Origin of the sequence: Roseobacter insulae (genome assembly GCF_019375555.1) — a bacterium.
Lineage (GTDB): Bacteria > Pseudomonadota > Alphaproteobacteria > Rhodobacterales > Rhodobacteraceae > Roseobacter > Roseobacter insulae.
This window is the reverse complement of the sequence record NZ_JAHXDN010000005.1, coordinates 214,716-238,256: the sequence shown is the minus strand read 5'-3', so window position 1 is coordinate 238,256 and position 23,541 is coordinate 214,716. Positions and strand designations below refer to the sequence as shown.

The following is a 23,541-nucleotide window of genomic DNA, read 5'->3' as shown; positions in this document are numbered from 1 at the left end:
TAATCCTGATTGGAGAAAAAGGCGCGGATCTTGCAGCGTTTCCGGCGTGCAAACGATCGACGCGCTGGTCCTGGTGGTGGCAACTGTGATCGCGACCATTCGTTCCGGGATAGCAATTTCGGCAAACGCGCAAAAGAGATTTTGCGAACACGTCGGGGAAAGAAGCTGCAGCAAACCCGACCCAAAGACGCAGCCATGCAAAAACACTGGGAGGAAATACAAATGAGACTTCTTGAAAGCAGGGGAGCGCCGCTGAAATCGGCCTTGGTCGGCGCGGTTGTGACGTTGTGCATATCAACGTCAGCCTTTGCCCAAGACCGTGTTGTTTTCGCGACAACCGTGCCGCAAAACGAATCCAATCTGTTCTGGGGTGGCACCGGGGAGAGACTGCCTTCATTCCAGGCGCTCGTCGGGCATGATCCGATCACTGGCAAATACGATAACTCCGAGCTCGCCAAGGAATGGTCTGCAGATGAGACATTCACCGAATGGACCTTCAAGCTGAAGAAAGATGCCGAGTTCCACTACGGGTGGGGCAAGGTCACGGCAGCGGATGTCCTGCACAGCTACGAGATGACGACCGGCCCTGACAGCACCATCAACTCGCTGGAACTGCTGCGGGCTAAATCCGTCGAAGTTATCGATGATCACACCATCATCTTCACATTCGATACGCCACGCACCGACTACGCGTTTCAACATGCCGGTCGCGGATCGCTGGTGATCTACAGCAAGGCGCAATACGAGGCCGAGGGGCTTGAGGGCTACAATACCCGCCCTGCGGGGACCGCTCCTTACCAATATGTCGAACGCAAGCCCGGTGTCGGCGTGACATTCGAGCGGGTCCCCGATCACTGGCAGGGGGTACAGCCTGACTTTGAGGTACTGGAATTGCGCTATGTGCAGGAGCAGGCAACGATCCTCGCCCTCTTGCTGTCGGGCGAAGCAAGCATCGCCAGCATCCCGCGTGAGCTTCAGGGGCAGGCTCTGGACGCGGGCAAGAAGGTGATTTCGTCGAAAAATCCGGCGATGGCCACGGGAGCGATCTTCAACGGCATGTATGGCAAATCGGGTGATCCTGCATTCAACCCCGATCTGCCGTGGTCCAATGTGCTGGTGCGCGAGGCGATGAACCGGGCGCTCAACCGCCAGGAGATGATTGATGTGCTGTATGATGGTCGCGCCGAGCCGGCCGTCAGCTGGCTGATGGATTCGCGCAACGAAGGCTTCGTGCCCGAACTCTTCGACCGTTTCGAGGACATGTACGGCTACGATCCGGAAAAGGCCCGGGCGCTGCTGGAAGAAGCCGGTTATCCGGACGCCTTCCCGGATCCGGTCATCCCCATCGTCTCTTCGACCCTGAACGGCAACCCGGAATTCCCGGTAATGTCCGAATTGCTTCAGGTCTATTTCGATGCGGTTGGCCTGCAAACCAGGATCGTCGAGATGGACTGGCCCACGCTGGGGTCCATGGGCCGGGCCCGGGAAAGCTACATGATCAGCCCGGTACGCAACGCCCCTTTGCGGCCGACCGAGGCGGCGCTGGTCAATTTTCATACCGAGCGCGGCACGCCCTATGGCGGCTTTGAGGATGACAAGATCGAGGGCCTTGCCAACACGCTGGAAGCGACCATCGATCCCGACAAGCGTCACGCGATAGCGGCCGAGGGCTTCACCTATCTGTTCGAGCAATATGCCGACATGCCGCTTGCAACGGTGCATGCCGAGGTTGCGGTCGACCCGACCGTGGTGGCTGACTGGACCTTCCCAGGTGTGACGACCAACAGCGTCAGCCATTGGCATCTGATCAAGAGCGCGCAGAAATAGCGCCGCCATGATCCTTGGGATCCCGGGGTGGGGCAGGTGGTCCGCCCCCGGATCGCGCAGAGGCCGTATCCGGTTGCCGAGGACCCACGTCAGAATGATGTGCTGCGTTCACCCTTTGCATGGTCCGGGACAGGGCCGCGCGTGACCGACGCGCGCAGCTATACCGCTTGTGTCTCCTGCCTGTCGGGCACCGAGATCAATGTCTTTTCGGGCGATGACGTGACCGGCGCATTGGAACCGGTCCAGACGATCAGGCTTTCCAGGCGGGGCGAGTGTCTGGTCCGGCGGGGTTTGCCACTTGCGCAGTCGCCGGACCGACAACGGCTTTACGCCGCAGTCTACGGCGATCAGAGCGGCCCCCGGAAAGACCTTGTGGACGCCTATGCCATCGACCCTGTCACGGGCCTTCTGACGCATATGTCCAGCACGCCCGTCATGGCTCAGCTGCCGCACATCCCGGTCGATCAGACCGGAAGGTTCCTCACCGGCGCGTCCGAGCCCTCTGGTCTCGTGGTCGCCTATCCGATCGGTGCGCGCGGCCATGTCCAGCCCCGCGCAAGCGCATCGGCGGTGCCGCTGCCCGGTGCGCATCAGATCCTGACCGACCCCACCAACCGCTGCGCCTATGTGCCAAGCCTCAGCTCGGACGTGCTGGCCAGCCTGCTCTTCGATGAAAAAACCGGGCGGTTTCACCCCGAGTTCACCGCCCGAGATCACTCTGCAAGCCGGGGCGGGTGCCGTCACCTCGCCTCCGAACGGCGCAGCGACACGTTGGCCGCCTGGAAAATCGACCCGGTCAGCGGGCGTATGTCCGACCGCCATACCGTCCCGACGCCCGGGAACCCGCACTGCTTCGACGTGACACCGACCGGCCGTTTCGTTGTCCTGAGCGCGCTCAAGGGCTGCCGCATCGCGCTTTTCGATGTGTCGGAGGCATTGGCCGCCCCCCGACACGTCATGGACCTGCCCACGGGGGCAGAGCCGGGCTGGGCCGAGATCCTGTGACCGCCACGACAGCCAGATCAACACCGGAAGAGACGTTCAGAATGAAACAAGGTGACCCGAGCTTTATCGAAATTGACGGCGAAAATGCCATCCATGTTATCCATACCTCCCCGAGAGACGGCAGGGCGACCTTTGTGTTTCTCAATTCGATGGGCGCGTCGACCGCCGTCTGGGAAGACCGGATCGCGCCCCTTCTGCGCACCAAGGGTTTCGGGACGCTGTCGTTCGACTATCGCGGTCAGGGCCGGTCGCGATATGGCGCGGCGGCCAGGCTTGACCCCGACGAGATCATCTCGGATATCGGTTTCACGCTGACGCGCGTGCAGCCGGTAAATCCGATCCTCGTAGGCCTGTCCATCGGTGGTCTCTTTGCGGTGCGATCCTGGCTGAACGGGGCTGCGGCCGACGCCATGGTGCTGGTAAACACCCTGCGCAAACCCGGGGCGCAGGTGGACTGGATCAATGCGCTGGAGGCGCGGCTGATCGCCATGGGGGGCATGCCGCTGGTGCTGGATGTCCTGCGCCCGGTTCTGTCGGGATGTGATCAACTGGAAATACTGCGCCCGTCGCATCTGCCGGCGGAGGGCTATACGCCCTGGCCACCCGAGCACCCGCGCCGTCGTCTGGCCGAAGGCGTCCACATGGCCGACTGGGGCGTGCCATGGGCCAGGCTGAGCATTCCGACGCTGGTCCTGACCGGTCTGCATGACCGGCTGTTTCGAATCCAGAACGATGTGGACGACATTCTGGCCCTTATCCCGGATGTGCAAACCGTTGTCTATCCGGACGGCGGGCATTCGCTGCATGCGGAACATCCGCAACGGTTTGTCGATGACCTCGTGGCCTTTGCAGGTACGCTTGCGGCGAAAGGGACGGGCTAGGGGTCTGCGCCTCCGGCCGGCGGATACCCTCCGGCAAGGCGCGCGCGCAGGATCACAAGGCCGATCACCACGTCCAGCGTCGGCGTGGGAACCCCGGTCTGGCGGCCGAAATCCTGAACGATCCGCAGCATCGTGTCGATCTCCATCGGACGGCCCAGATCGACATCCTGGCTCATCGAGGGCTTCTGATGCGCCCCTGCGCCGGGCGCAAAGACCCTGGCCACATCGTCGCCCAGGCCGTCGAACCCGTGGGCGCGCGCCACCGCGGCCCCCTCCAGAAACAGCGCACGCGCCACCGGTTGCGCGTCAGGATCATTCAGCACCTGATAGGCCATGCCGCCGGTTAGTACCGATGCGGGGGCGGAGGACAGGTTTCGCAACAGCTTGTGCCACATGGTGCGCCGCAGATCCCGCTCAAACTCGAACCGGGTGCCCGGACCCTGCAGGGACGGCAGCATCGCCTCTATCCGATCCGCCCCGGCGCGGGTGGCGGCGCCGATCACGAAGCGATTGCGCGCCGATCTGTTCTGGATCAGGCCGGGCTCCACGACCTGATTGGTCGAGTGGATCACCATGCCCACCGCCTGATCCGCAGGCACCAGCCGTGCCAGCGTCCCATCGGGATCGAGCCGCGCGCAGTCCGGCGGCTGGCCGGCCCCCGCAAAGCCGGTCCCGTACCACCAGAACACGCCGTTCATGGCGGTGACGACCGGCATACCCCGCCGCAGCAGCGGTTCGCAGGCAGCAAGCACGCCCGCAAGGGCAGGGGCCTTGACCGTGGTCACGATCAGGTCCTGATCGCCCAGTTCGCGGGGATCGTCCGTTGCCGTCACATTGCAGCAGATCTCTCGCCCGTCTGCGTGCCGCACGCGCAGGCCGTGCGCCTTGATGGCGGCAAGATGCGTTCCTCGCGCCAGGACGCTGACCGCGTGGCCGTTTTCGTGAAAACCACCGGCAAGAAACCCGCCGACCGCCCCGGCCCCAAGCACTAGAATGCGCATGATCGGTCCGATTCCACTGACACGAGGGTCGTTTCTGACAAGTGTGTTGACATAAGCGGTCCTTTCCCTAATCTAGGAAAAGTTATCGATAACCTAACCAAAAGACCACAAAAAATGCCGCTTTTTCGAACTCTGGCAATTCAGGTTCGAGCGTCAAGCGGCATGAATGGAATATCGACAAGACCATCTGGGAGGATGCTATGTTTACACTTAAGCTGATAACACCGGCCGTGCTTGGTTCGTTTCTGATTGCAGCGGTCGGGACTGTGCCGGTGCAGGCGCAGACAATCGAAATGGTGATGAGCCCGCCGGCCGTCGAAACCAACCGCTATTGGAACACGCCGGGGGACTTTGCGCTTGGCCCGTCGATGCAGGGTCTTGTCGGTCATGACCCCGTAACCGGTGCCTATGACAACAGTGGCCTTGCAGAAAGCTGGAGCCACAACGATGATTTCACCGTGTGGACCTTCAAACTGAAGCCCGAGGCTGAGTTCCACTTTGGCTGGGGGGCCGTGACCGCCGCCGACGTGGTGCATAGTCTTGCGCTGCACACTGGGCCTGATACGACCTTGAACGGCATCAGCCAGCTTGAAGGTGCCGTGGCCGAAGCGATTGACGACCATACCGTGACATTCACCCTGCCCGCGCCACAGGTTGATTTCCTGTTCGTGCACGGCGGACGCGGATCACTGGTCATTTATTCCAAGGCGCAGTTCGATAAGGAAGGGCTGGAGGGCTATGATGCGAAACCCGCTGGCACCGCCAATCTGCAATATGTGGAGCGTAACATTGGTCAGGGGCTGACGTTTGAAAAGGTCGAGAACCACTGGTCGGGGCAGGACGCGCAGTATGACCGGCTGGAACTGAACTTTGTGGCCGAGCCCGCAACGACACTGGCGCAACTGCTGTCCAAGGAGGCCGATATCGTCATCCTGCCGCGGGAGTTGCAGGGGGACGCGCTTGGCGCAGGGTTCAAGGCCATCCCCTCTACCAATGCGTCCAACCAGACCACGATGCTTTTTAACGGCACTTTCCTTCTGCCCGGATACGACGGTCTCGATGAAACGCTGCCCTGGCTGGATATTCGTATCCGCGAGGCCATCAACCGCTCTATCGACCGGCAGGCGGTGATCGATGTGCTCTATGATGGGCGGGCCGAGATCCTTCCCGTCTTCGGAATGGATCCGCGCCATGAGGGCTATGTGCCCGAGCTGGCGGAGCGGTTTGAGGCAGCCTATGGCTATGATCTGGAAAAGGCCCAGGCGCTGATGGCCGAAGCAGGCTACCCCGAGAGTTTCTCGAACCCGGTAATCCCGATCCTGTCATCGACATTGGCGGGCAATCCGGAATTCCCGGCCATGGCGGAACTGATGCAGGTGTTCCTTGATGAGGCGGGCTTTCAGACCGAAATCGTCGAGATGGATTGGGCGAGCCTTGGTGGATTGCGCAGCGCGCGTGAAGCCAAGATGTTCCACCCGATGCGCAATCTTCCGGTCAAACCCAGCGCTGTGGGCATCCGGAACTATTACTCCGCGACCGGCGGACCCCGGAACAACTACGAGGATGAAGTCATCGAAGGGTTGATGGAGAAATACATGGTTTCCATCGACGTTGACGAGCGGAACGAACTGGCCGGTGCGATCTTCACCCGCGTGTTCGAGCAATACGCCGTGGCGCCTCTGGCCAGCATCTCGGCTGAGGTCATCGTGAACCCCGAGACCGTCAGCGCCTGGACCTTCCCCGGCACGACGTCGGTTGGCGTCAGCCATTTCGGATCCATCGTTCCGGCAAACTGAGCCGCTTGCAGCCCCTGATCCGGACCCGACTACCGGTCCGGATCATTTAGAACCGAACCAGAGCCCGGACCCGCTGAATGCTTCGTTTCATTTTCACAAGACTGTCGCACATGCTGATCGCTCTCTTTGTGATTACCGTTATTGTGTTCAGCCTCAGCCATCTGACGGGCAGCCCGATCGATGCGCTTTTGCCGGATGATGCGACGCAACAGCAGATCGATTCCCTGACCGAACATCTGGGGCTGGATCGGCCCTATTACGTGCAGTATCTGACCTTCCTGCAAAACGCGGCTGTCGGAGATTTCGGCGACTCGACCAAGTGGAAGGGCAACACGGCCGCCGCAGTTGTGCTGGAGCGTCTGCCCGCCACGCTGAAGCTGGGCGGGCTCGCCGTTCTGATCAGCGTGGTCGTGGCGATCCCGCTGGGTGTGCTCAGCGCGGTCTGGCGCGGCTCGGTCTTTGATCGCATGGCTGGTGTCATCGCGCTTCTGGGGCAGTCCTTTCCCGCCTTCTGGCTGGGCATCATCCTGATGTGGATCTTTGCCGTGATGCTGGGCTGGTTTCCGACATCCGGCTACGGCGGGCTATCTTACATGATCCTGCCTGCCATCGCGATGGCCTGGTTCCAGATCGCGGCCCTGACCCGGCTGACCCGCTCGGCCATGCTGGAGGTTCTGGATACCGAATACGTCAAGCTGGCGCGGGTCAAGGGCGTCAATGAACGCTCTGTGATCTGGAAGCATGCCTTTCGCAATGCAGCCATCGTGCCGGTGACCTATTTCGGCGTTCTGGCGGGATCGCTGCTGACCGGGTCGGTGGTGGTGGAAACGGTCTTTGCCTGGCCGGGGACCGGCCTTCTGGCGATCGACGCCATCCGCGGGCGCGACTTCCCGGTTGTGCAGTCCGTGGTGATGTTCTTCGCGGTCTTCTACCTTCTGGCAAATTTCCTTGTCGATGTCCTTTACGCGGTGGTCGATCCCCGCATCCGCTTCAGTTGACGGGGGCTGCGCAAATGGCAAATACACCAAGATTTCTGGGTCGGCTGCCGATACTGCCCATCGCTGTCCTGATGCTCGTGCTTGTCATGCCGGCGCTGCTGGCGGATGTTATCGCACCGCATGACCCGTTCAAGGCCTATCTGCGCAATCGCCTGCAACCGCCACTGTTTTTCGGCGGGACCGCCGAATTCATTCTGGGCACCGACCGGCTTGGCCGGGACATCCTCAGCCGCATCATGCACGGCGCCCGCTATGCGCTGGTGATCTCGCTTGTGGGGATCATCCTGGGGGCCATTGTCGGTACGGTACTGGGCCTGATTGCCGGATATGTGCGCGGCGTGGTCGATGCGCTTATCATGCGGGTGGTCGATATCACCTTCGCGCTGCCCAGCATCCTGCTGGCCCTGGCGCTGGCCTCCGTTTCGGGGCCGAGTTTCCAGCTCGTCATCCTCGTTGTCGTTTTCGTCATCTGGGGGTTCTTCGCCCGTCAGGTACGGGCCGAAACCCTGATCTTGAGAGAGCGCGATTTCGTCGCGCGCGCCCGCGTAGCCGGGGCCTCGGACATCCGCATTCTGCGCAAATACATCCTGCCCAATATCATCAACACCATCGTCGTGCTGGCGACGCTTCAGATCGGGGTCGTGATTGTGCTTGAGGCGACGCTCAGCTTTCTCGGCATCGGCATTCCGCGCCCGATCCCGGCCTGGGGGCTGCTGGTGGCGGATGGCCGCCAGTTGATCGTCTCGAGCTGGTGGATCTCGTTCTTTCCGGGCATGGCCATTCTGCTTACGGTGCTGTCAGTCAATATGCTGGGCGACAGCCTACGCGACTGGCTCGACCCGAAACTGCGGCAGGTGTGATCCATGGGTGCGTCCGTTCTCCAAGTCAAAAATCTTCGCACTGTTCTGGATCTGGCAACCGGGTCTGTGCCGGTTGTCGATGACGTCAGCTTCGATGTGGGCGCTGGCGAAACTCTGGGCATCGTGGGCGAATCCGGCAGCGGCAAGTCAATGACGGCGCTGTCGATCATGCAGGTCCTGCCGCAACCCATCGGACGGATCGAAAGCGGTGAGATCCTGCTGGACCAAACCGATCTCGTCGGCCTGCCGGAGGAGGAGATCGCCAAGGTCCGCGGGCGCGACATCGGCATGATTCTGCAGGATCCCCATACCTCGCTCAACCCGGTCTTCACGATTGGAAATCAGGTGATCGAGGCGTTGCAGATCAATAATCCCGGCACCCCGCGCAAATCGCTGCTGGGCCGCGTGGTCGATTTGCTCAGACAGGTCAACGTTGCCGATGCCGAGCGCCGCGTTCACGCATATCCGCACCAGATGAGCGGGGGTATGAAGCAGCGCGTGGTCGGTGCGATTGCGATCGCGGGCGCGCCCAAGGTCATCATCGCGGATGAACCCACCACGGCGCTGGATGTCACCATCCAGCTGCAATATCTGGAGCTGCTGCGCGACATTCAGGAAGAGACCGGCACCGCCATCATCTTCATCACCCATGATCTGGGGATTGTCGCCAAGCTCTGCCACAAGCTGGTGGTCATGTATGGCGGCAAGATCGTGGAATCCGGTACGGTTGCGGATGTGTTCCGCGCGCCCTCCCATCCCTATACCGAGGCCTTGCTGAAATCCGTGCCCAGTGTCGATCAAAAGGTGGACCGCCTCTATGCCATCGATGGGCAACCTCCGGCATTGTCCGTGGATCGCAAAGGCTGCAGCTTTGCGCCACGCTGCCCCTATGTGCGGGACATCTGCACGCACCAGGTGCCACAACACGACGCCGGGCTGAGCGGGGCCGACACCCATCTGGCCGCCTGCTGGAACATGGGGCGAGACAGATGAGCCCTCCATCGATTTTAAATGTATCCGGGCTGACCAAGCATTTTCCGATACCGCACGGGCTGCTGGGGCGGCAGGAACACATCGTGCGTGCCGTCGATGATGTGAGTTTCAGTCTGGCGCATGGGCAAACCCTGGCGCTGGTCGGTGAATCCGGCTGCGGCAAGACCACGTTGGCCCGGATGCTGCTGCGCCTGCTGGAGCCGACATCCGGCTCGGTAGAGATCGAAGGCAAGGATATCGCAACGATGTCCAAGGCCGAGATGCGCAGGTTCCGCACTAACGTTCAGGCGGTCTTTCAGGACCCATGGGCGTCGCTGAGCCCGCGCATGCGGGTCTTTGACATCGTGGCCGAAACCCTTGTCATAAACGACAATCTGACCAAGGGGGAACTTACACGCCGGGTGGACGAGGCATTAATTGCCGTGGGCCTGCGGCCTGAGCAGGCAAAATACTATCCGCATGAGTTTTCCGGTGGGCAGCGCCAGCGGATCGCCATTGCCAGTGCGATCATCGCCAAACCCAAGCTGATCATTCTGGACGAACCGGTGTCGGCGCTCGATGTCTCGATCCGGTCGCAGATCATGAACCTCTTCAAGGATCTTCAGCAGGATGTCGGCTGCAGTTATGTCGTGGTCGCGCATGATCTGGGCACAACGCGCTTCATGGCGGACAGGATCGCAGTGATGTATCTGGGCAAACTGGTGGAGATCGGTCCGACCGACCAGATGTTCGACGCGCCCCAGCATCCCTATACACAGGCGCTCTTATCCGCAGCCCTGCCACTGAGGGTCGATACCCCGCACGAGGCCATCATCCTGCGCGGCGATGTGCCGTCCCCCGTGAATCCGCCAACCGGCTGCCCCTTTCATCCCAGATGCCAGAGTGTCATTGGCGATATCTGCAAGACCGTGCCGCCCAGGCTGAAAGAACTTGGGTCGCCCGATCACGTGATGAGCTGTCACATAGACCCCTAATTGCCGACACAGGGTCAGGCCGGACGACTAAATGATCGCAAGGCGAATGCGCAATTTCAATCCTGAAGCTGACATTCGATCATCATTTCGCAAGGTCGGTTATGTCCCGAACAGCGTGATTTCGCGCGGGTCGAGACTGTGCTCAGGCAGCGACCGCTTTTCGCACCGGTCACGCCGCAGTGTCGAGGACCACGGTTGAGCGACCGCCAATGGGGTGTACCGGCTGCTTGTGTAAAGCCTTACACCAAGGGCCAGAAGTCCGGTTGCAAAGAAGCCGAGGCAATCGTCGAGACCGCGCTTTGGCCGTGCACTAAGACGCTGCACCTTGCCCTGCGCGACGCCCGAATACGGTTCCGGAGGTTAGTCCCGATCCGCCCGGATACCCGCCGAAGAACACACCACCGACAAGTTCGCCGCAGGCAAAAAGGCCCGCAATCGGGGTACCGTCTTCTTTGATAACACCGCCCGCCTCATCGACCTTCAAACCGCCGTATGTGAAGGTGATGCCGCCGGTCACCGGAAAAGCGCGGAAAGGTGGCGTGTCCAGCCGCTGGGCCCAGTTCGTCTTGTCGAGCGCAAGGCCGTGTGTGCGCTTTCCGTCGAGAACCGTGGGGTCGAAGGGCGGCGCGTCATCAACGGCGGCGTTGAAGTCTTGCAAGGTCGAGAGAGCCGCTGCCGTATCTACGCCATCGAGTTTGCGTGCCAGATCTTCGAGCGTGTCGGCCTCTACGAAGCTGGCATCGCGAAAGCTGTATTCGGCATAGAGCAGATCGGTGACCTTGGCGTCGAAGACCTGCCATGCGATGTGTCCGGGTTGTTCCAGAACCGCGCGACCGAATTGAGCGTAGGTGTAGTTTCGGAAGTTGATGCCTTCATCGACGAAACGCTCACCGCGGGCGTTCAGCATCACACCGAGAAAGTAACAGATCTTGCGATAGTTCTTGCGCTCTTTCGGAGGCAGATCGAGATTGCCGAAATCCCTCATATGCAGATCCATCGGGGTGGCGTGGCATCCTTTGAAACTGCCATATTGGGCGGCACCCAGTTCAAAAGCCATGTGCAGCCCGTCACCGGTGTTGTGGGGCGTGCCGCGCACTTTCGCGGCGGCCCAGGCCGGGCCCATCCTTGCCACGCGCATGGCCTCGCTTGCTTCAAACCCCCCACAGGCGAGGATGATGGCGTCGGCTGAAATTGCCTCGTCTCCGACGCGTACGCCGGTGACCTTGTCACCCTTGGTCAACAGTCCGGTTACCCCTGCACTGTAGCGGATGCGCCCGCCAAGGTGTTCGAAAGCGCTACGCTCCATATCAAACAGGCCGACACCTTCGTTTTCAGCGGCCAGCGTCAGACCACCCCAGAAAATATGCCTGCCGTCCTTCTCGAAGCTCTGCCGGGAATAGATCGGTTCGTAAGTGACACCATGACCTGCCAGCCACCTTACGGCTTCGTAGGACGCGCTGACCAGAACCCGTTGCTCGGGGGACAGGGGGCGGCCCTCGTTAAAACCCAGAAGATCGTCGGCGAATTTCTGTGCCGGGTAGGTGCCGAAATCCGTATGCGGAAGGCGGGGGTCGTTGCGGTTGGCAAGCAGGGGCAACAGGGCGTCCGACGTCTCGTAGGCGATCCGCATGGCACCTGCCGTATACTTGGTGTTGCCGCCTGCGAGGTCCGGACCGGCTTTCTCAAGCATGAGAACGTCGGCGCCTGCTTCGAGCGCAGCGATCCCCGCGGACATGGCCGCGTTACCTGATCCAACAACAATCACCTGTTTTCCGGGCATCATGATCTCCTTTCGGCTGGACGTTTTGTATCCCATTGGATACAATTTGCAACAGGAGTCTGCGGGAGGCTGTGCAATGATCCAGAAATCCAGCGGTGAAGCAGCATATGAAGCCCTGATCGCAGCGATACAAACCGGCGTCTACGCGCCCGGACACCGCCTGCGCGAAGAAGATGTGGGCGAAAGGTTGAAGCTGTCGCGCACGCCGGTCCGCGAGGCGCTCAGGCGGCTGGAGGCAGACGGGATCGTGGAGCATCGTCCGCGCATCGGGGCGATTGTGCGCCAACTGGATCACGCGGAGATCGTTGAGCTCTATGAGATGCGGGTTGTGTTGGAGCGAACGGCGGCGGAACTGGCGGCGCGTCATGGCACGGATGCGGAATTCGACACGCTTGACGACCTCAACCAGGAGATTGCAACCGAACGCGGCAATCCCGCGCGAGCGGCGGCAATCAACCAGGAGTTTCACAGGGGGCTCTACCTGGCCTGCCGTAACCGGTTTCTTCTTGAGGCCGCCCGCGCCTTAAACAACTCTCTCATGCTGCTGGGCCCGACGACATTCACCGATGAAGAGCGGGTCGATACGGTGGTCCGCCAACATCAGATGATCCTCGATGCCCTCCGCGCGGGTGACATCGAGGGGGCGGGTGCGGCCGCCGAAGCACATCTGCAAACTTCGCTACGCCAGCGTCTGAGGGCGTTGACCCCGTGATGCCGTTTGCTGTGACAGTTGTGATTGCGCTTTTCGGCGTGGGGGCGTTTCACGTGGCCGATATACCCCTGCCGTGGCTGCTCGGCCCCATCGCGGCGTGCCTCGTCGCGGCATTGGCGGGCGTGCGCCTGAGGGGGATCAAGCAACTGAATGACGGGATGCGAACGATCCTCGGGGTTGCGGTGGGGGCAACGCTTACACCACCGGTTCTGGCCACGTTTCCTGCGATGTGGCCCACGCTCCTCTTGATCCCGGTCACCGTGATCTGCATTGGCCTTGTTGGTATCCCTTACTTCCTGCGGGTCTGGAAATATGATTTCCCCACCGCCTATTATGCGACAATGCCGGGTGGTTTGCAGGACATGCTGGCCTTCGGAGAGGAAGCGGGCGGCAATGTACGCACCCTGTCCCTGATCCATGCCACGCGGGTGATGATCATCGTCGCGGCCCTTCCGTTCCTGCTCAATGGCATCTGGGAGGCGGATCTGAGCAACCCGCCCGGCGTGCCCATGAGGGCTGTACCGCTGCCCCAGCAGGCCCTCATGGTGATATGTGCGGTGCTGGGGTGGTGGATTGCGCTGCGCATCGGGCTTTTCGGCGCCTCGATCCTCGGGCCGCTGATCCTGACGGCCGTCGTCACTCTCACCGGGCTTTTGCAATTTCGGCCGCCGGCCGAGGCTATCTGGGCCGCGCAATTCTTTATCGGTATGACAATCGGCGCAAAGTATTCAGGGATCACCATGGTCGAGGTGAGCCGTGATCTGGTGGCAAGCGTCGGCTTCTGCGTGATCCTCATCGTGCTGACCGTGCTGGTTGTCGAGGCCGTTGTGATCCTCGACCTCGCACCGGGGATGGAGGCGCTTTTAGCCTTTGCGCCCGGCGGTCAGGCGGAACTGACTGTTCTTGCACTGATCGTCGGGGCGGATGTGGCCTTTGTGGTCGCGCACCACGTCTTGCGGATCTTTGTCGTGATCCTTGGCGCGCCGATTGCCGTCAGGTTGATTTCGCCCAGACCTCGGGATTGATCATGTGGATCGGCGCCCCCGCCGCAAAAGCGTTTACCTGCTCGAAGATGTCTTTGAACTGAAGGTCGAACTCATCCTCGGTGACAAAGCCGATATGCGGTGTCGGCAGCACGTTGGGATGCGTCAGGAGCGGGTGCGCAGTGTCGCGCAGGGGCTCTGTGTCGAACACATCCACAGCCGCGCATATCCGTCCGAGCGGAATCTCGGCTTCCAGCGCACCGGGAGTGACGAGACCGGAGCGCGACGTATTCACAAAAAGCGCACGGTCTTTCATCAGCGCCAGATCGGTGGCGGTGACAAGGCCACGCGTCTCGGGCTTGAGGCGCACATGCAGGCTGACGATATCAGAGGTCGCGAAGAACGCGTCCCGACTGTCGGCCACGCGCTCTCCATCTGCGCGCGCGCGTCTGCGACCCTCATCTGACGCCCACCATTGCACCTTCATACCGATCGCCTTGGCGTATCCGGCGACCGCTTGTCCGATGCGTCCGTAGCCATAGAGGCCAAGGGTGCGCCCCCGCAGCGTACGTCCCACGCCGGACTGCCACCGCCCGGCACGGATGGACGCCACCTGTTCGGGGATCTGCCGATAGCTGGCAAGGATCAGGGCAAGCGTGTGTTCCGCCGCCGCATAGGAGGGCGACCCTGAGTGCATGTTGGAGCAGAGCAGCACGCGGTTTTCGGTGCAGGCCGCGACGTCGACGTGCGGATAAACGCTGCGCTGGGAAATGAGCCGCAGATGTGGAAGCCGGGACAGCAGACCGGCTCCGATCGTCGTGCGTTCGCGGAAAAGTACCAGTGCTTCGGCGTCCTTGACCCGCTCTGCAAGAAGGAGAGGGTCGGGTTCGTGATCCGTCCAGACAGTGACGCTGTGGTTGTCCAGCAGGTCAAAGCACGGCAGATTGCGCAGTGTGTCAAACCAGTCGTCGAGGATGTGAACCTTCACCGGCTTTCGACGCCGGCGGTCGGGTCGGGCGTGCGTGGGGTCGCGACAAAGCGGGGTGCCTCGAGGGCGGACAGCGCGTCGGAGACGGAGCCGCGCAACCCGATGAGGTGGTTATATTGCGCATCACAGCCCGAGATCGGCGTCGGGTAGTCTCGAATTTCGTCGAGGATCAACTGGCGGGCCATTCTGAGTTCGGCTTTGGCAACTATCAGGCAATCTTCAGACGTCATGATGAATTTCCTTTCTGACTGTATACCAAGGTATACAATTTGCCAGTCGAGTCAATCTCGCGCCCAAATCTCCTGGGGCACAAATACGTCTCCGGACGCAAGTTTTCGCGCTGTCCGCACGAGCCCCGCAGAGATTACGTCGAAGCTGTTGTCTGCGATCCTATAGTCGAGAACCACCTCAATCACGCCCATCGGATGTTCCAGCGTCAAATGGGCGGGCGCAGAGGAAAGCCCCGTGGCAATCCCGTCGCCGACAGTGCCGGGACACAGCAGGCAGGCGCTCAGGCATTGCGATCCTGTGACCGCAAGCGTGGGATGCGTACTCCAGGGCATGAAGTATCGCACCGCCGCGGTGCCCCCGCCTCTTGCGGGTGCGAGCAGGCCGAACTTGGGCGCGACGGAAGACGAGACATCACCCATACCCATCAAAGCGCCAGCCTCTTGCCGGATGGCTTCCATGCGGGCAAAAAACGCCCGGTTGTCATCCAGACCTGATGCGCTCTCGTGCCCGGTCAGGCCAAAATCGGCAGCGCGCGCGATGACCATCGGCATTGCGACGTCCATGCAGGTGACTTCGATACCGTCGATAACTTCAATCCGCTTGCCGGTCGGGAACATCGCGCCGGTTGTGCCGCCGACCACCTCGCGGAACATCAGGCTGACGGGGGCAGCTGTCCCCGGCACGCCGTCGATCTGTGCCTCGCCATCATACTGCACAGCATCATTTCTTGTTTGTACGCCGGATAAGACGCGCGCGCCGGTGTTCACCGCGCGGATGCGCACGTCGGTCACGTCTGTCTTAGGGTTGACCAACCCCATCTCTATGGCGGCGGGGCCGACACCGACAAGGATATTGCCACATGTCGGCTTGAAATCGACCAAGCCGTCTTCAACGCTCACCTGCGCAAAGAGGTAGTCGACATCCGCCCAGTCATCCTCTGACGCGGAGAGCATGGCGACCTTCGTGGTCACGGCGGCCCCGCCTCCGATGCCGTCAATGTTCAGCGGATGGCCGGAACCGATTATCGCGACCAGAACCCGTGCCAGCGTCTCGGGATCGTCGGGCAGGTCGTCGCGCCGCATATAGGGTCCGCGCGAAGACCCGCCGCGCATGAACAGAAAGGGGATCGCGGTCTGCGTCATGACAGGGGCCAGGGCAAATCGGCATAGGATTGCAGAAGACCGGGCGGGAAATCACGGTTCAGAAGGCCCGCCATGAAGCACATGAAGGCGATGCCCGCAGCGGTGTAGAGCGCCGAAAATCCGTAGCTGCGCCCGGCACGGAACTTGATGAAGGCGAAGAGAAAGAGCGCCAGGGCAAGGATAAATCCAAGCAGGAAGGTCAGGAGCAGCAACGCCGCAAACCATGCGAGCGTGGTCCACAGGCCGTGCGCGTTCATCTCCGCCTCGCTGGATTCGCGATCGGCAAAAAGCGCGTGGGTTTCGGCCCGCAGCATCATTTGCACCAGCAGGATCACGCAGGCGACGATTGCCACTCCGGCGACGAAACGTGGGAAAACGCGGTCGGCAGCGGCATAGTCGGGGATCATAGCGGCGTTGGTGAAGGCGATGCCCAGATAGCCAAGGATCACCAGCAGAAAGATGAGGGGCGCGCGTTTGGATCCGCTCTCGACGGCACCTTCTGCCATGATGGTCTTTGCCTGCCTCAGACCCACGACAACCGAGATCAGAGTGATGATGACAAGGATGATGACAATGGGCGAAAAGATGTAGTCGATACCTTCGTCAAACCCCTTGCGGAACCGCGACTGGGCGATCTGCACTGCCTGGTTGGCATAGGTTTCCGCCGGGTTCGACAAGACAAAGCCAATCAGAAAGGCGGGGCGCGACCAGTCGAACCGGCGCATCATGATACCCAGAAACCCGATGGCGAACAGCGCCACGAGGTCCATGATGTCCTGCCCAGACTGGAACGCCGCAAAGCTGATGATCATGAACAGGAAGGGTGCGAGCAATGCGAAGGGAATAGTGGTCAGCCGCGCGATGCCACCCGAGGCGGCGATGCAGATCAGCGTGCCAACCACATTGGCCAGCGCCAGCAGCCAGACGATGGCGTAGGTGATGTCGAGGTTGTTCTTCAGCATCGAAGGGCCAACCTCGATGTTGCCGGACCCCAACAATGCAATTGCGCCGATGAAGATCGCCATCGACCCCGATCCGGGAATGCCGAACAGCAGCGTTGGGACCAGCCCTCCGCCCTCCTTGGCGTTGTTGGAGCTTTCAGGCCCGATCACGCCGCGAATTTCACCAGACCCGAATTTTGATTTGTCCTTCGTTGTCTGGACCGAATGCCCGTAGGCGATCCAGTCGACAACTGAGCCGCCGAGGCCCGGGATCACACCGACGACCACGCCGATGATCGAACAGCGCACCGACAGCCAGATATTGGCAAACCAGTCGCGTACCCCGCTCAGCCAGCCACCGCCCAGGGGTTTGCGGTCAGCGATTGCACGGTCCTGCCGGAGCAGCGCGACGATTTCGGGGATCGCGAAGATGCCCAGCCCCACGATCACCAGCTTCAAACCGTCAACAAGGTAGGGCATGTCGTAGGTCGCCATGCGCAATTCTCCCGCGCTGTCGCCCTCGCCGATGGTGCCGATCATCATGCCCAGACCCGCGGCAGCGATGCCTTTGAGGGCCACGCGGCCAGCGAGGATGCCGACCATCGACAGGCCGAAGATCGTGATCATAAGAAGCTCCGGCGTGCGGAACTCCAGTACGATGGGACGCGCAACAAGGATGAAGACGGTCAGGAACGCCGCCCCGACGAGGCCACCGAAAAGGGAAGAGGCAAAGGCGGCGGAGAGGGCGCGGGCAGCCTCGCCCTTCTTGGCCATGGGAAAGCCGTCAAGCACTGTGGCCTGCGACGCGGATGATCCCGGAATGCCCATCAACACGCTGGCGAAGGTGTCGGACGTCGGTACCACCGCAACCATGCCGATCATCAGGGCAAGGCCCAGAACCGGGTCCATCCCGAACATGAACGGCAGCAAGAGCGACAGGCCGGCGATGCCGCCAAGGCCCGGGAATACCCCGATACACAGACCCATAACGACACCGAGCACGAGATAGCCCAGTACGATCGGTTGCAGAATAAGACTGGCAGCATCCCCGAGTGCGGGGAGCGCGACTGAGACGAAATCCATCTGTCGACCCTTTGCGAACAGGAGAAACCCCGGCCGCGCAATGCGGGCCGGGGTCTGTAAGGCGCTTAGTTGAGCGTCACACCGTAGCGTTCGCTCAGCCAGTTCACGACGAACTCTTTCGCGGCATCCGGCACCTGTGTGGCGCTTTTCAGGGCGCCATCGGCCTTGGCGCCGGTCATCTGCGGATACTTCCCAAGACGCCCGGCAGAAATATCGGCGAAATCATCCCGCGCTTTGATGTCTTCGAATGCCTTGGTATAGGTTACCATTGCATCATTGGACGCACCGGCTGGCAAAAAGACCATTTTCTGTGCCGGGAAGCCCGCCACGAAGAAGGCTTTCCATGCATCCCATTGTTCACCGCTGGTTTCGCAACCCTCGGTCGCCTCGCAGATTTCCTTGAAGGTCGGCATGTCCGGGAAAGTCGGATCGCGCACGATGTTGCCATCGGCATCCAGAGCACCCCAGGACATCATGGGCACGGCAGTTCCCGCCTCGACCAGCGGTGTCACGCCCTTGAGGAAGGACGACGAGGTCTGATAATCGATGTTGGCCTCGCCGCGCTCAAACATCAGGCGCCCGTCGCCACGGCCCTTGATGCCAAAGACCGGTTCCACGTTCAGGCCCAGCATCTCCCACGCCAGCAGCGGCACAAGGTCGAGGCGCGTGGCCCCCTGGCTGCCGTAGATGAAGTCAGTGTCCCGGAGCGCCGAGGCGTCGAGCCCGTCCATCTTCTGGGCCAGATCGGGCGGCAGATAGGCAACGCCGCCGGTACCGGATGCCAGAACGACGTTCCAGTCGCTGTACTCGTAGCGCACGCGCGGATCACCCAGCAGGTAGGGAAATTGTGTGGAGCCCGACGAGCCGAAGATCAGCGTGCCGTCATCGTACTCCTGCTCCTGGAACCAGTTGGCCCCTTTGGTCGAACCGGCACCCGGCATGAATTTGACCACAACGGTCGGGTTGCCCGGCAGCGCTTCGGAGAGCAGCGGAGCATAAAAGTTGGCCCATTTGGCGGATCCGCCGGTTTCCGAGAACGGGATCACCCATTCGACGGTCTTTCCTTCGAGGTCTATGCCGTGCCCACCCGCGGACACATTTGTTGCAAAGGTTGCGGCAGCAGCGGCCACAAGGCTCATCGCCACACGGCGTGTGGTGTTCGTTTCAGTCATGTTTTCCTCCCAATTCCGGCGCGCGTCACGCGTCGGAAACCAATTGTAAGCGGGGTGATTCCCCGTCTCGGTACCTCTTTTTTGCCTGACGAAGCTTGCACCAACCCTTCATTGCGCAGAAAACTTGGGCATGCGCATCGTACTTGTTGAAGACAATCAAAGCCTGAGAAAGGGCATTACCTATCGCCTGACAGACGATGGTCATGCGGTCGATGCGCTTGATAACGGTGATGACGCCGACCAGTTTCTCAAGCAGGAAGACTGCGATCTGGTTATTCTCGACATCAACCTGCCGGGTCGGGACGGGCTGGAAGTTCTGGCCGATATGCGCCGCAGGAGCGATCCACGCCCGGTTATTTTGTTGACTGCGCGCTCCACGACACAGGAACGGGTAGCCGGGCTGGATGCGGGGGCCGACGACTACCTCGTCAAACCCTTCGAGATGGACGAGTTGGCCGCGCGTGTACGTGCCCTTGCGCGGCGCAAGGACGTGGCGCCGCGTCGAACGGTCGATCTGGGCCAGCTCACGCTGGACGTCGAAGCACCGCAGTTGTTGCACCGGGGCGAAGCGGTGGAGGTTCCGCGACGCGAGCTCTCTCTGCTCGTCGCACTGGCACAGGCGGGCGGCACGCCCGTTGCGAAGGAAACATTGCTCGACAAGGTGTATGGCGTCGGCAGCGGCACCGATGACAAGGTGGTCGAGGTCTATGTCTCGCGTCTCAGGAAACGGCTGGCGAGATATGATGTCTCAATCCGCGTGCACCGTGGCATCGGTTACGCTCTGATCGCGTCTTCCTGATGCGGGGGGTATGGTCGCTGAGAGGTCGATTGACCGCAGTCATTCTGCCACCGCTGATGCTGGTCGCGGTCCTTGTCGGGTTGTGGCAGCTCTACAACGCGCGTCAGACCGCGACGGATGTTTTCAACAAAAGCCTTCTGGCAGCGGCGCTTGCCGTGGCAAATGATGTGACCATTTCGGGGGGAGACGCGCTGTCCGGGCGCACGCGAGATATCCTTTCGGATACCTCGGGCGGCCCGGTTTTCTACCATGTCTACGCACCGGACGGGGTGATTGTGGCGGGCTACGCCACGCCGCCCGTCGGCATCCCGATCCCGAGCGAAGAGGCCTCGGCTCCCAATTATTTCGACGCAAGCTATCTGGGCAGCCAGGTCCACGGTGTGAGGTTGCAGAATCGGACACAGATCGACGGCTTTGCAGGGGTGTTCACGACAACTGTCTGGCAGGACGCTTCGGTGCGTGCAGCCTTTGTTCGCGATCTGTTATTGCGGTCGCTGCTTGCCATAACCGGTCTGATCGCAGCTCTCGGCCTGATCGTCTGGTTCGGCGTGCGCATCGGCCTGAGACCGCTGACGGATCTCGAAGCGGCCATTGCCAGCCGCAACAGTGACGAGCTGACCCCAATACAGCGTGCCGTCCCAACCGAGGTAGGCGGTATCGTGGCCACGCTGAACCGCCTTTTTGGCCAGGTCACCCGCAGCATGGCGGCCCAGTCCGAATTCATTTCGAATGCGGCACATCAATTGCGCAATCCCATCGCGGGCGTCTTGTCGCTTGCGGAAGCGGTCGATGCGGCTCCGACCATGGAGGAATCGCGCAAACGATCCCGGGATCTGCTGGATGCGGCGCGCGAGACGGCCAATCTCAGCCAGCAGCTCCTGCTGCTTGAGCGTGCGAAATCAATCAGCCCGAATTCCGCCAAGGAAGCATTTGACCTCGACATGGCCTTTCAGGCATGGGCCGATGAGTTCACTCAGACGAAAACCGATCATCCGGTCATCAGGTTCGTGTCTGACGGTCATCTGGGCGCGATGACGGGCGACGAAACGATGATCCGTGAAGCGCTGCGCAATCTCGTTGACAACGCCCTGCGACATGGCGGCCCGCAGACCACGTATATCGACGTTGAGGCGACGCAGGCCGGGGGCGATGTGCTCTTTGCGGTCACCGATGACGGTCGCGGTTTGACGAGCGGCGAGATCGCAGCGGCGCGTGAACGATTTCGGACCGTCAGCGCGACATCCGGCAGCGGTCTTGGTGTGTCGATCGTCGAGGCGGTCGCCCGCGGGCATGATGGTGCATTGGAACTGGTACCCCGCCCGCGCGGACTAAGGGTCGAACTGCGCCTGCCGGTTGGACAGCCGTGCAAGTCATGACATCCCGGTGCCGGGTTCCTGTGGCCAGCCGGGTCGAGGTGACCTGCGGCCTCCGGGTGAAATATCCGCTGCCAGGCAGCAGCTTGCCAGAGGAGGCGTGATGGCTCGCGGCGGCCCTGAACGGTACCGCTCTCAAGAATGTTTCCCGTCATGTCAGGGATTCCCGATTGACGTGTCTGCTGCGCGTCACAGTGCCAGCCATGACAGGGAGGCATAGGCGAAGACACCGACCACCATCGTGGCAATCACGTGGTGGCTCAGATGCGCGACACATAGTGCAATCGCGGCGGCAACCCACGTCGTCAGAGGCTGTCCTGCCAAGGAGGCCGCGATGAGGCTGACGACAATCAGCCCCGGAATTTCGTCCAGCATCCAGGCGTGACGGGACGCCCTGATCTTGTCGCCTGCAAGCAATCCGACGACCCTGATGGAAAAGGCCGCAATGGCCAGAATCGCGATAAGTATCCAATGGTCACTGGTCATGCTGCCACCTTCCCCGTGCGCCGGATGGTATGAGAGGCGAGCAGACCGCTGAGCGCGCCACCGACAACGGCATAGGCCTTGGGTGCGCCCAGTTGCACGACAACTATCGCAACGCCGAAGGCTACGATCCAGGGCAGGGCGCTGGAACGTCCGCGCCACAGCCCTCTGGCCATGGCGATGAAAGCGGCTGTGAATGCGAATCCAAGGCCAAATCTTTCCAGATCGGGCAGGACAGCACCCGCAAATGCTCCGGCAGTTGTCGAAACCGTCCACACACTGATCATGACAAGTCCGGACCCGATAAGAAAAGAAGGCCCAATATCCCGGGACCTGGCACGCTCTGACATGGTGAGCGCCCAGTTCTCGTCGCCTGTGATGTGTATCGCCAGGAGCTTGATCCGCCACGACAGCCCATCAAGTACCTCTGACAAGGACGCAACAATGCCAATATAGCGCAGGTTGAGCGCGGCCCCGGCGAGGGCTGCGCCTAAAACCGCCGAGGTATTTGCAAATTGCTCAACTGCCACGATTTGAGATGAGCCAGCATGAACGGCAGCGCTCATCAGGCCCACGCCCCACCATGGGAATCCGACCTGTGCAGCCAGTAGCCCGAATGCGAACCCGTAAAGGGCTGCTCCGGAAGCCAGGGGAAGTATCGCAAACGCACCGTGTTTCATAAGGTTGAAATACTTGAATTGGATGAGATACTGTACCTCAGTAAAGGTTACTGAACGACATCATTAAATCAAAAATGCGCAATAATTGAGGGGATACAATCATGGACGAGATAGACCGGAAACTTCTCCGCGTGTTACAACAGAATGCAAAGACGTCCATTCAAGAACTGGCGGATCGGGCCGGGACATCGACGGCATCGGTTCAGCGCAAACTGAAAGCAATGCGGGCCGATGGTGTTATCCGGAAGGAAGTCGCCGTGCTCGACCCACAGCAACTCGGCCTCGGGGTGACGGCAATCGTTGCGGTCGAGCTTGAAAGAGACCGTCTGGATCAGATCGACGCCTTTAAGCGGAAGGCGCGGGAGGATCGGCAGGTGACCCACTTCTACTGCATAGCGGGCGACGCGGACTTCATCATGATCGTTATGGCCAGAGATATCGCGGATTACGAAGCATTCACTCATCGGTTCTTTTTTGCTGACAAGAACGTGCGCAAGTTCAGGACATCGATCGTGGTTTCTACCGAAAAGACAACGCTGGAATTGCCAATCTAGTGCGGCAAGCCCATCCTGTGGCCGCTTATGAGCACTGGTTTCTGATCGGCTATGGGACAGCGCGCTGGCCTCCGCGCGACGGATGAACGTGATCTGCAAGTGAGCGGTCACTCACCGCCAGATCGATTCGTGGAAGGGTCGCGCGGCGCCAGTTACCCAGGCACATGAGAGGCGGGCGCCCAAAGACAACGCCGTGACGGAGGGCACCGGGTGGCGGCGCACGCGACCGGAAACTGCCGCCTTTCGTGTGTTGTCGCGATGCATTTTTGAACAAGCGCGTCCCGG

General features: G+C 61.1%; 22 protein-coding genes. 13 read left to right on the top strand and 9 right to left on the bottom strand.

Annotation, left to right across the window (positions count from 1 at the left end; translation table 11 throughout):
• Positions 1-222: 222 nt before the first annotated feature.
• From KX928_RS18285 to KX928_RS18275, 3 genes are all read left to right on the top strand, one after another.
• Positions 223-1,827 carry an ABC transporter substrate-binding protein gene (locus tag KX928_RS18285; RefSeq protein ID WP_219505582.1) on the top strand — a complete coding sequence of 535 codons (1,605 nt, stop codon included), beginning with the start codon at positions 223-225 and terminating at the stop codon, positions 1,825-1,827.
• Between the two features lie 141 nt (positions 1,828-1,968).
• Positions 1,969-2,832: a lactonase family protein gene (locus tag KX928_RS18280; RefSeq protein ID WP_219505581.1), complete on the top strand. Its 864-nt coding sequence runs from the start codon at positions 1,969-1,971 to the stop codon at positions 2,830-2,832.
• 41 nt (positions 2,833-2,873) lie between these two features.
• Positions 2,874-3,713, top strand: a complete 840-nt coding sequence (locus KX928_RS18275; protein WP_219505579.1) for an alpha/beta fold hydrolase — start codon at positions 2,874-2,876, stop codon at positions 3,711-3,713.
• Here KX928_RS18275 and KX928_RS18270 read toward each other — a convergent pair.
• Positions 3,710-4,714, bottom strand: a complete 1,005-nt coding sequence (locus KX928_RS18270; protein ID WP_219505577.1) for a ketopantoate reductase family protein — start codon at positions 4,712-4,714, stop codon at positions 3,710-3,712. The genes KX928_RS18275 and KX928_RS18270 overlap by 4 nt on opposite strands.
• Positions 4,715-4,914: 200 nt before the next feature.
• Between KX928_RS18270 and KX928_RS18265 the strand changes: the two genes are divergently transcribed.
• The 5 genes from KX928_RS18265 (at position 4,915) to KX928_RS18245 (ending at position 10,335) form a co-directional block, all read left to right on the top strand.
• On the top strand, positions 4,915-6,510 hold the full coding sequence (locus KX928_RS18265; protein ID WP_219505575.1) for an ABC transporter substrate-binding protein: 1,596 nt from the start codon (positions 4,915-4,917) through the stop codon (positions 6,508-6,510).
• Between the two features lie 77 nt (positions 6,511-6,587).
• On the top strand, positions 6,588-7,508 hold the full coding sequence (locus KX928_RS18260) for an ABC transporter permease (protein WP_219505573.1): 921 nt from the start codon (positions 6,588-6,590) through the stop codon (positions 7,506-7,508).
• Positions 7,509-7,522: 14 nt separating this feature from the next.
• Positions 7,523-8,368, top strand: a complete 846-nt coding sequence (locus KX928_RS18255) for an ABC transporter permease (protein WP_257883921.1) — start codon at positions 7,523-7,525, stop codon at positions 8,366-8,368.
• Positions 8,369-8,371: 3 nt separating this feature from the next.
• Positions 8,372-9,361, top strand: a complete 990-nt coding sequence (locus KX928_RS18250; RefSeq protein ID WP_219505571.1) for an ABC transporter ATP-binding protein — start codon at positions 8,372-8,374, stop codon at positions 9,359-9,361.
• On the top strand, positions 9,358-10,335 hold the full coding sequence (locus KX928_RS18245; RefSeq protein WP_219505569.1) for an ABC transporter ATP-binding protein: 978 nt from the start codon (positions 9,358-9,360) through the stop codon (positions 10,333-10,335). The genes KX928_RS18250 and KX928_RS18245 overlap by 4 nt, the downstream gene beginning before the upstream one ends.
• Positions 10,336-10,645: 310 nt before the next feature.
• On the opposite strand, the gene tcuA is transcribed toward KX928_RS18245, so the two are convergent.
• Positions 10,646-12,115: an FAD-dependent tricarballylate dehydrogenase TcuA gene (gene tcuA / locus KX928_RS18240; RefSeq protein WP_219505567.1), complete on the bottom strand. Its 1,470-nt coding sequence runs from the start codon at positions 12,113-12,115 to the stop codon at positions 10,646-10,648.
• Positions 12,116-12,191: 76 nt separating this feature from the next.
• Between tcuA and KX928_RS18235 the strand changes: the two genes are divergently transcribed.
• Both KX928_RS18235 and KX928_RS18230 read left to right on the top strand, forming a co-directional pair.
• A complete protein-coding gene (locus KX928_RS18235) occupies positions 12,192-12,827 on the top strand; it encodes a GntR family transcriptional regulator (RefSeq protein WP_219505566.1) in 636 nt (211 codons plus the stop codon).
• Positions 12,827-13,852 carry an AbrB family transcriptional regulator gene (locus tag KX928_RS18230; RefSeq protein ID WP_219505993.1) on the top strand — a complete coding sequence of 342 codons (1,026 nt, stop codon included), beginning with the start codon at positions 12,827-12,829 and terminating at the stop codon, positions 13,850-13,852. The genes KX928_RS18235 and KX928_RS18230 overlap by 1 nt, the downstream gene beginning before the upstream one ends.
• Here KX928_RS18230 and KX928_RS18225 read toward each other — a convergent pair.
• The 5 genes from KX928_RS18225 to KX928_RS18205 all read right to left on the bottom strand — a co-directional run bounded on the left by KX928_RS18225 (position 13,821) and on the right by KX928_RS18205 (position 19,340).
• Positions 13,821-14,798 carry a D-2-hydroxyacid dehydrogenase family protein gene (locus KX928_RS18225; protein WP_219505564.1) on the bottom strand — a complete coding sequence of 326 codons (978 nt, stop codon included), beginning with the start codon at positions 14,796-14,798 and terminating at the stop codon, positions 13,821-13,823. The two genes, KX928_RS18230 and KX928_RS18225, sit on opposite strands and share 32 nt — an antisense overlap.
• A complete protein-coding gene (locus tag KX928_RS18220) occupies positions 14,795-15,028 on the bottom strand; it encodes a hypothetical protein (RefSeq protein ID WP_219505562.1) in 234 nt (77 codons plus the stop codon). Before KX928_RS18220 ends, KX928_RS18225 begins: the two co-directional genes overlap by 4 nt.
• 51 nt (positions 15,029-15,079) lie before the next feature.
• Positions 15,080-16,171, bottom strand: coding sequence for a 4-oxalomesaconate tautomerase (locus KX928_RS18215; RefSeq protein WP_219505559.1), 1,092 nt, complete (start codon positions 16,169-16,171; stop codon positions 15,080-15,082).
• A complete protein-coding gene (locus KX928_RS18210; RefSeq protein WP_219505558.1) occupies positions 16,168-18,195 on the bottom strand; it encodes a tripartite tricarboxylate transporter permease in 2,028 nt (675 codons plus the stop codon). Before KX928_RS18210 ends, KX928_RS18215 begins: the two co-directional genes overlap by 4 nt.
• Positions 18,196-18,260: 65 nt before the next feature.
• Complete coding sequence (locus tag KX928_RS18205; protein ID WP_373274810.1) at positions 18,261-19,340, bottom strand: tricarboxylate transporter; 1,080 nt, start codon at positions 19,338-19,340, stop codon at positions 18,261-18,263.
• A 157-nt stretch (positions 19,341-19,497) separates the two neighbouring features.
• On the opposite strand from KX928_RS18205, the gene KX928_RS18200 reads away from it, so the two are divergent.
• Positions 19,498-20,166 carry a response regulator transcription factor gene (locus tag KX928_RS18200; RefSeq protein WP_219505553.1) on the top strand — a complete coding sequence of 223 codons (669 nt, stop codon included), beginning with the start codon at positions 19,498-19,500 and terminating at the stop codon, positions 20,164-20,166.
• Positions 20,167-20,195: 29 nt separating this feature from the next.
• Entirely contained in the window at positions 20,196-21,542 is a 1,347-nt protein-coding gene (locus tag KX928_RS18195) for a sensor histidine kinase (protein ID WP_219505551.1), read from the top strand.
• A gap of 186 nt (positions 21,543-21,728) precedes the next feature.
• Here the strand turns inward: KX928_RS18195 and KX928_RS18190 are convergent, their stop codons facing one another.
• Together KX928_RS18190 and KX928_RS18185 are read right to left on the bottom strand one after the other, a co-directional pair.
• Complete coding sequence (locus tag KX928_RS18190) at positions 21,729-22,025, bottom strand: AzlD domain-containing protein (RefSeq protein WP_219505549.1); 297 nt, start codon at positions 22,023-22,025, stop codon at positions 21,729-21,731.
• A complete protein-coding gene (locus tag KX928_RS18185; RefSeq protein ID WP_219505547.1) occupies positions 22,022-22,702 on the bottom strand; it encodes an AzlC family ABC transporter permease in 681 nt (226 codons plus the stop codon). The genes KX928_RS18190 and KX928_RS18185 overlap by 4 nt, the downstream gene beginning before the upstream one ends.
• 101 nt (positions 22,703-22,803) lie before the next feature.
• On the opposite strand from KX928_RS18185, the gene KX928_RS18180 reads away from it, so the two are divergent.
• A complete protein-coding gene (locus KX928_RS18180; RefSeq protein WP_219505545.1) occupies positions 22,804-23,256 on the top strand; it encodes an Lrp/AsnC family transcriptional regulator in 453 nt (150 codons plus the stop codon).
• The last annotated feature ends 285 nt before the right edge of the window (positions 23,257-23,541 follow it).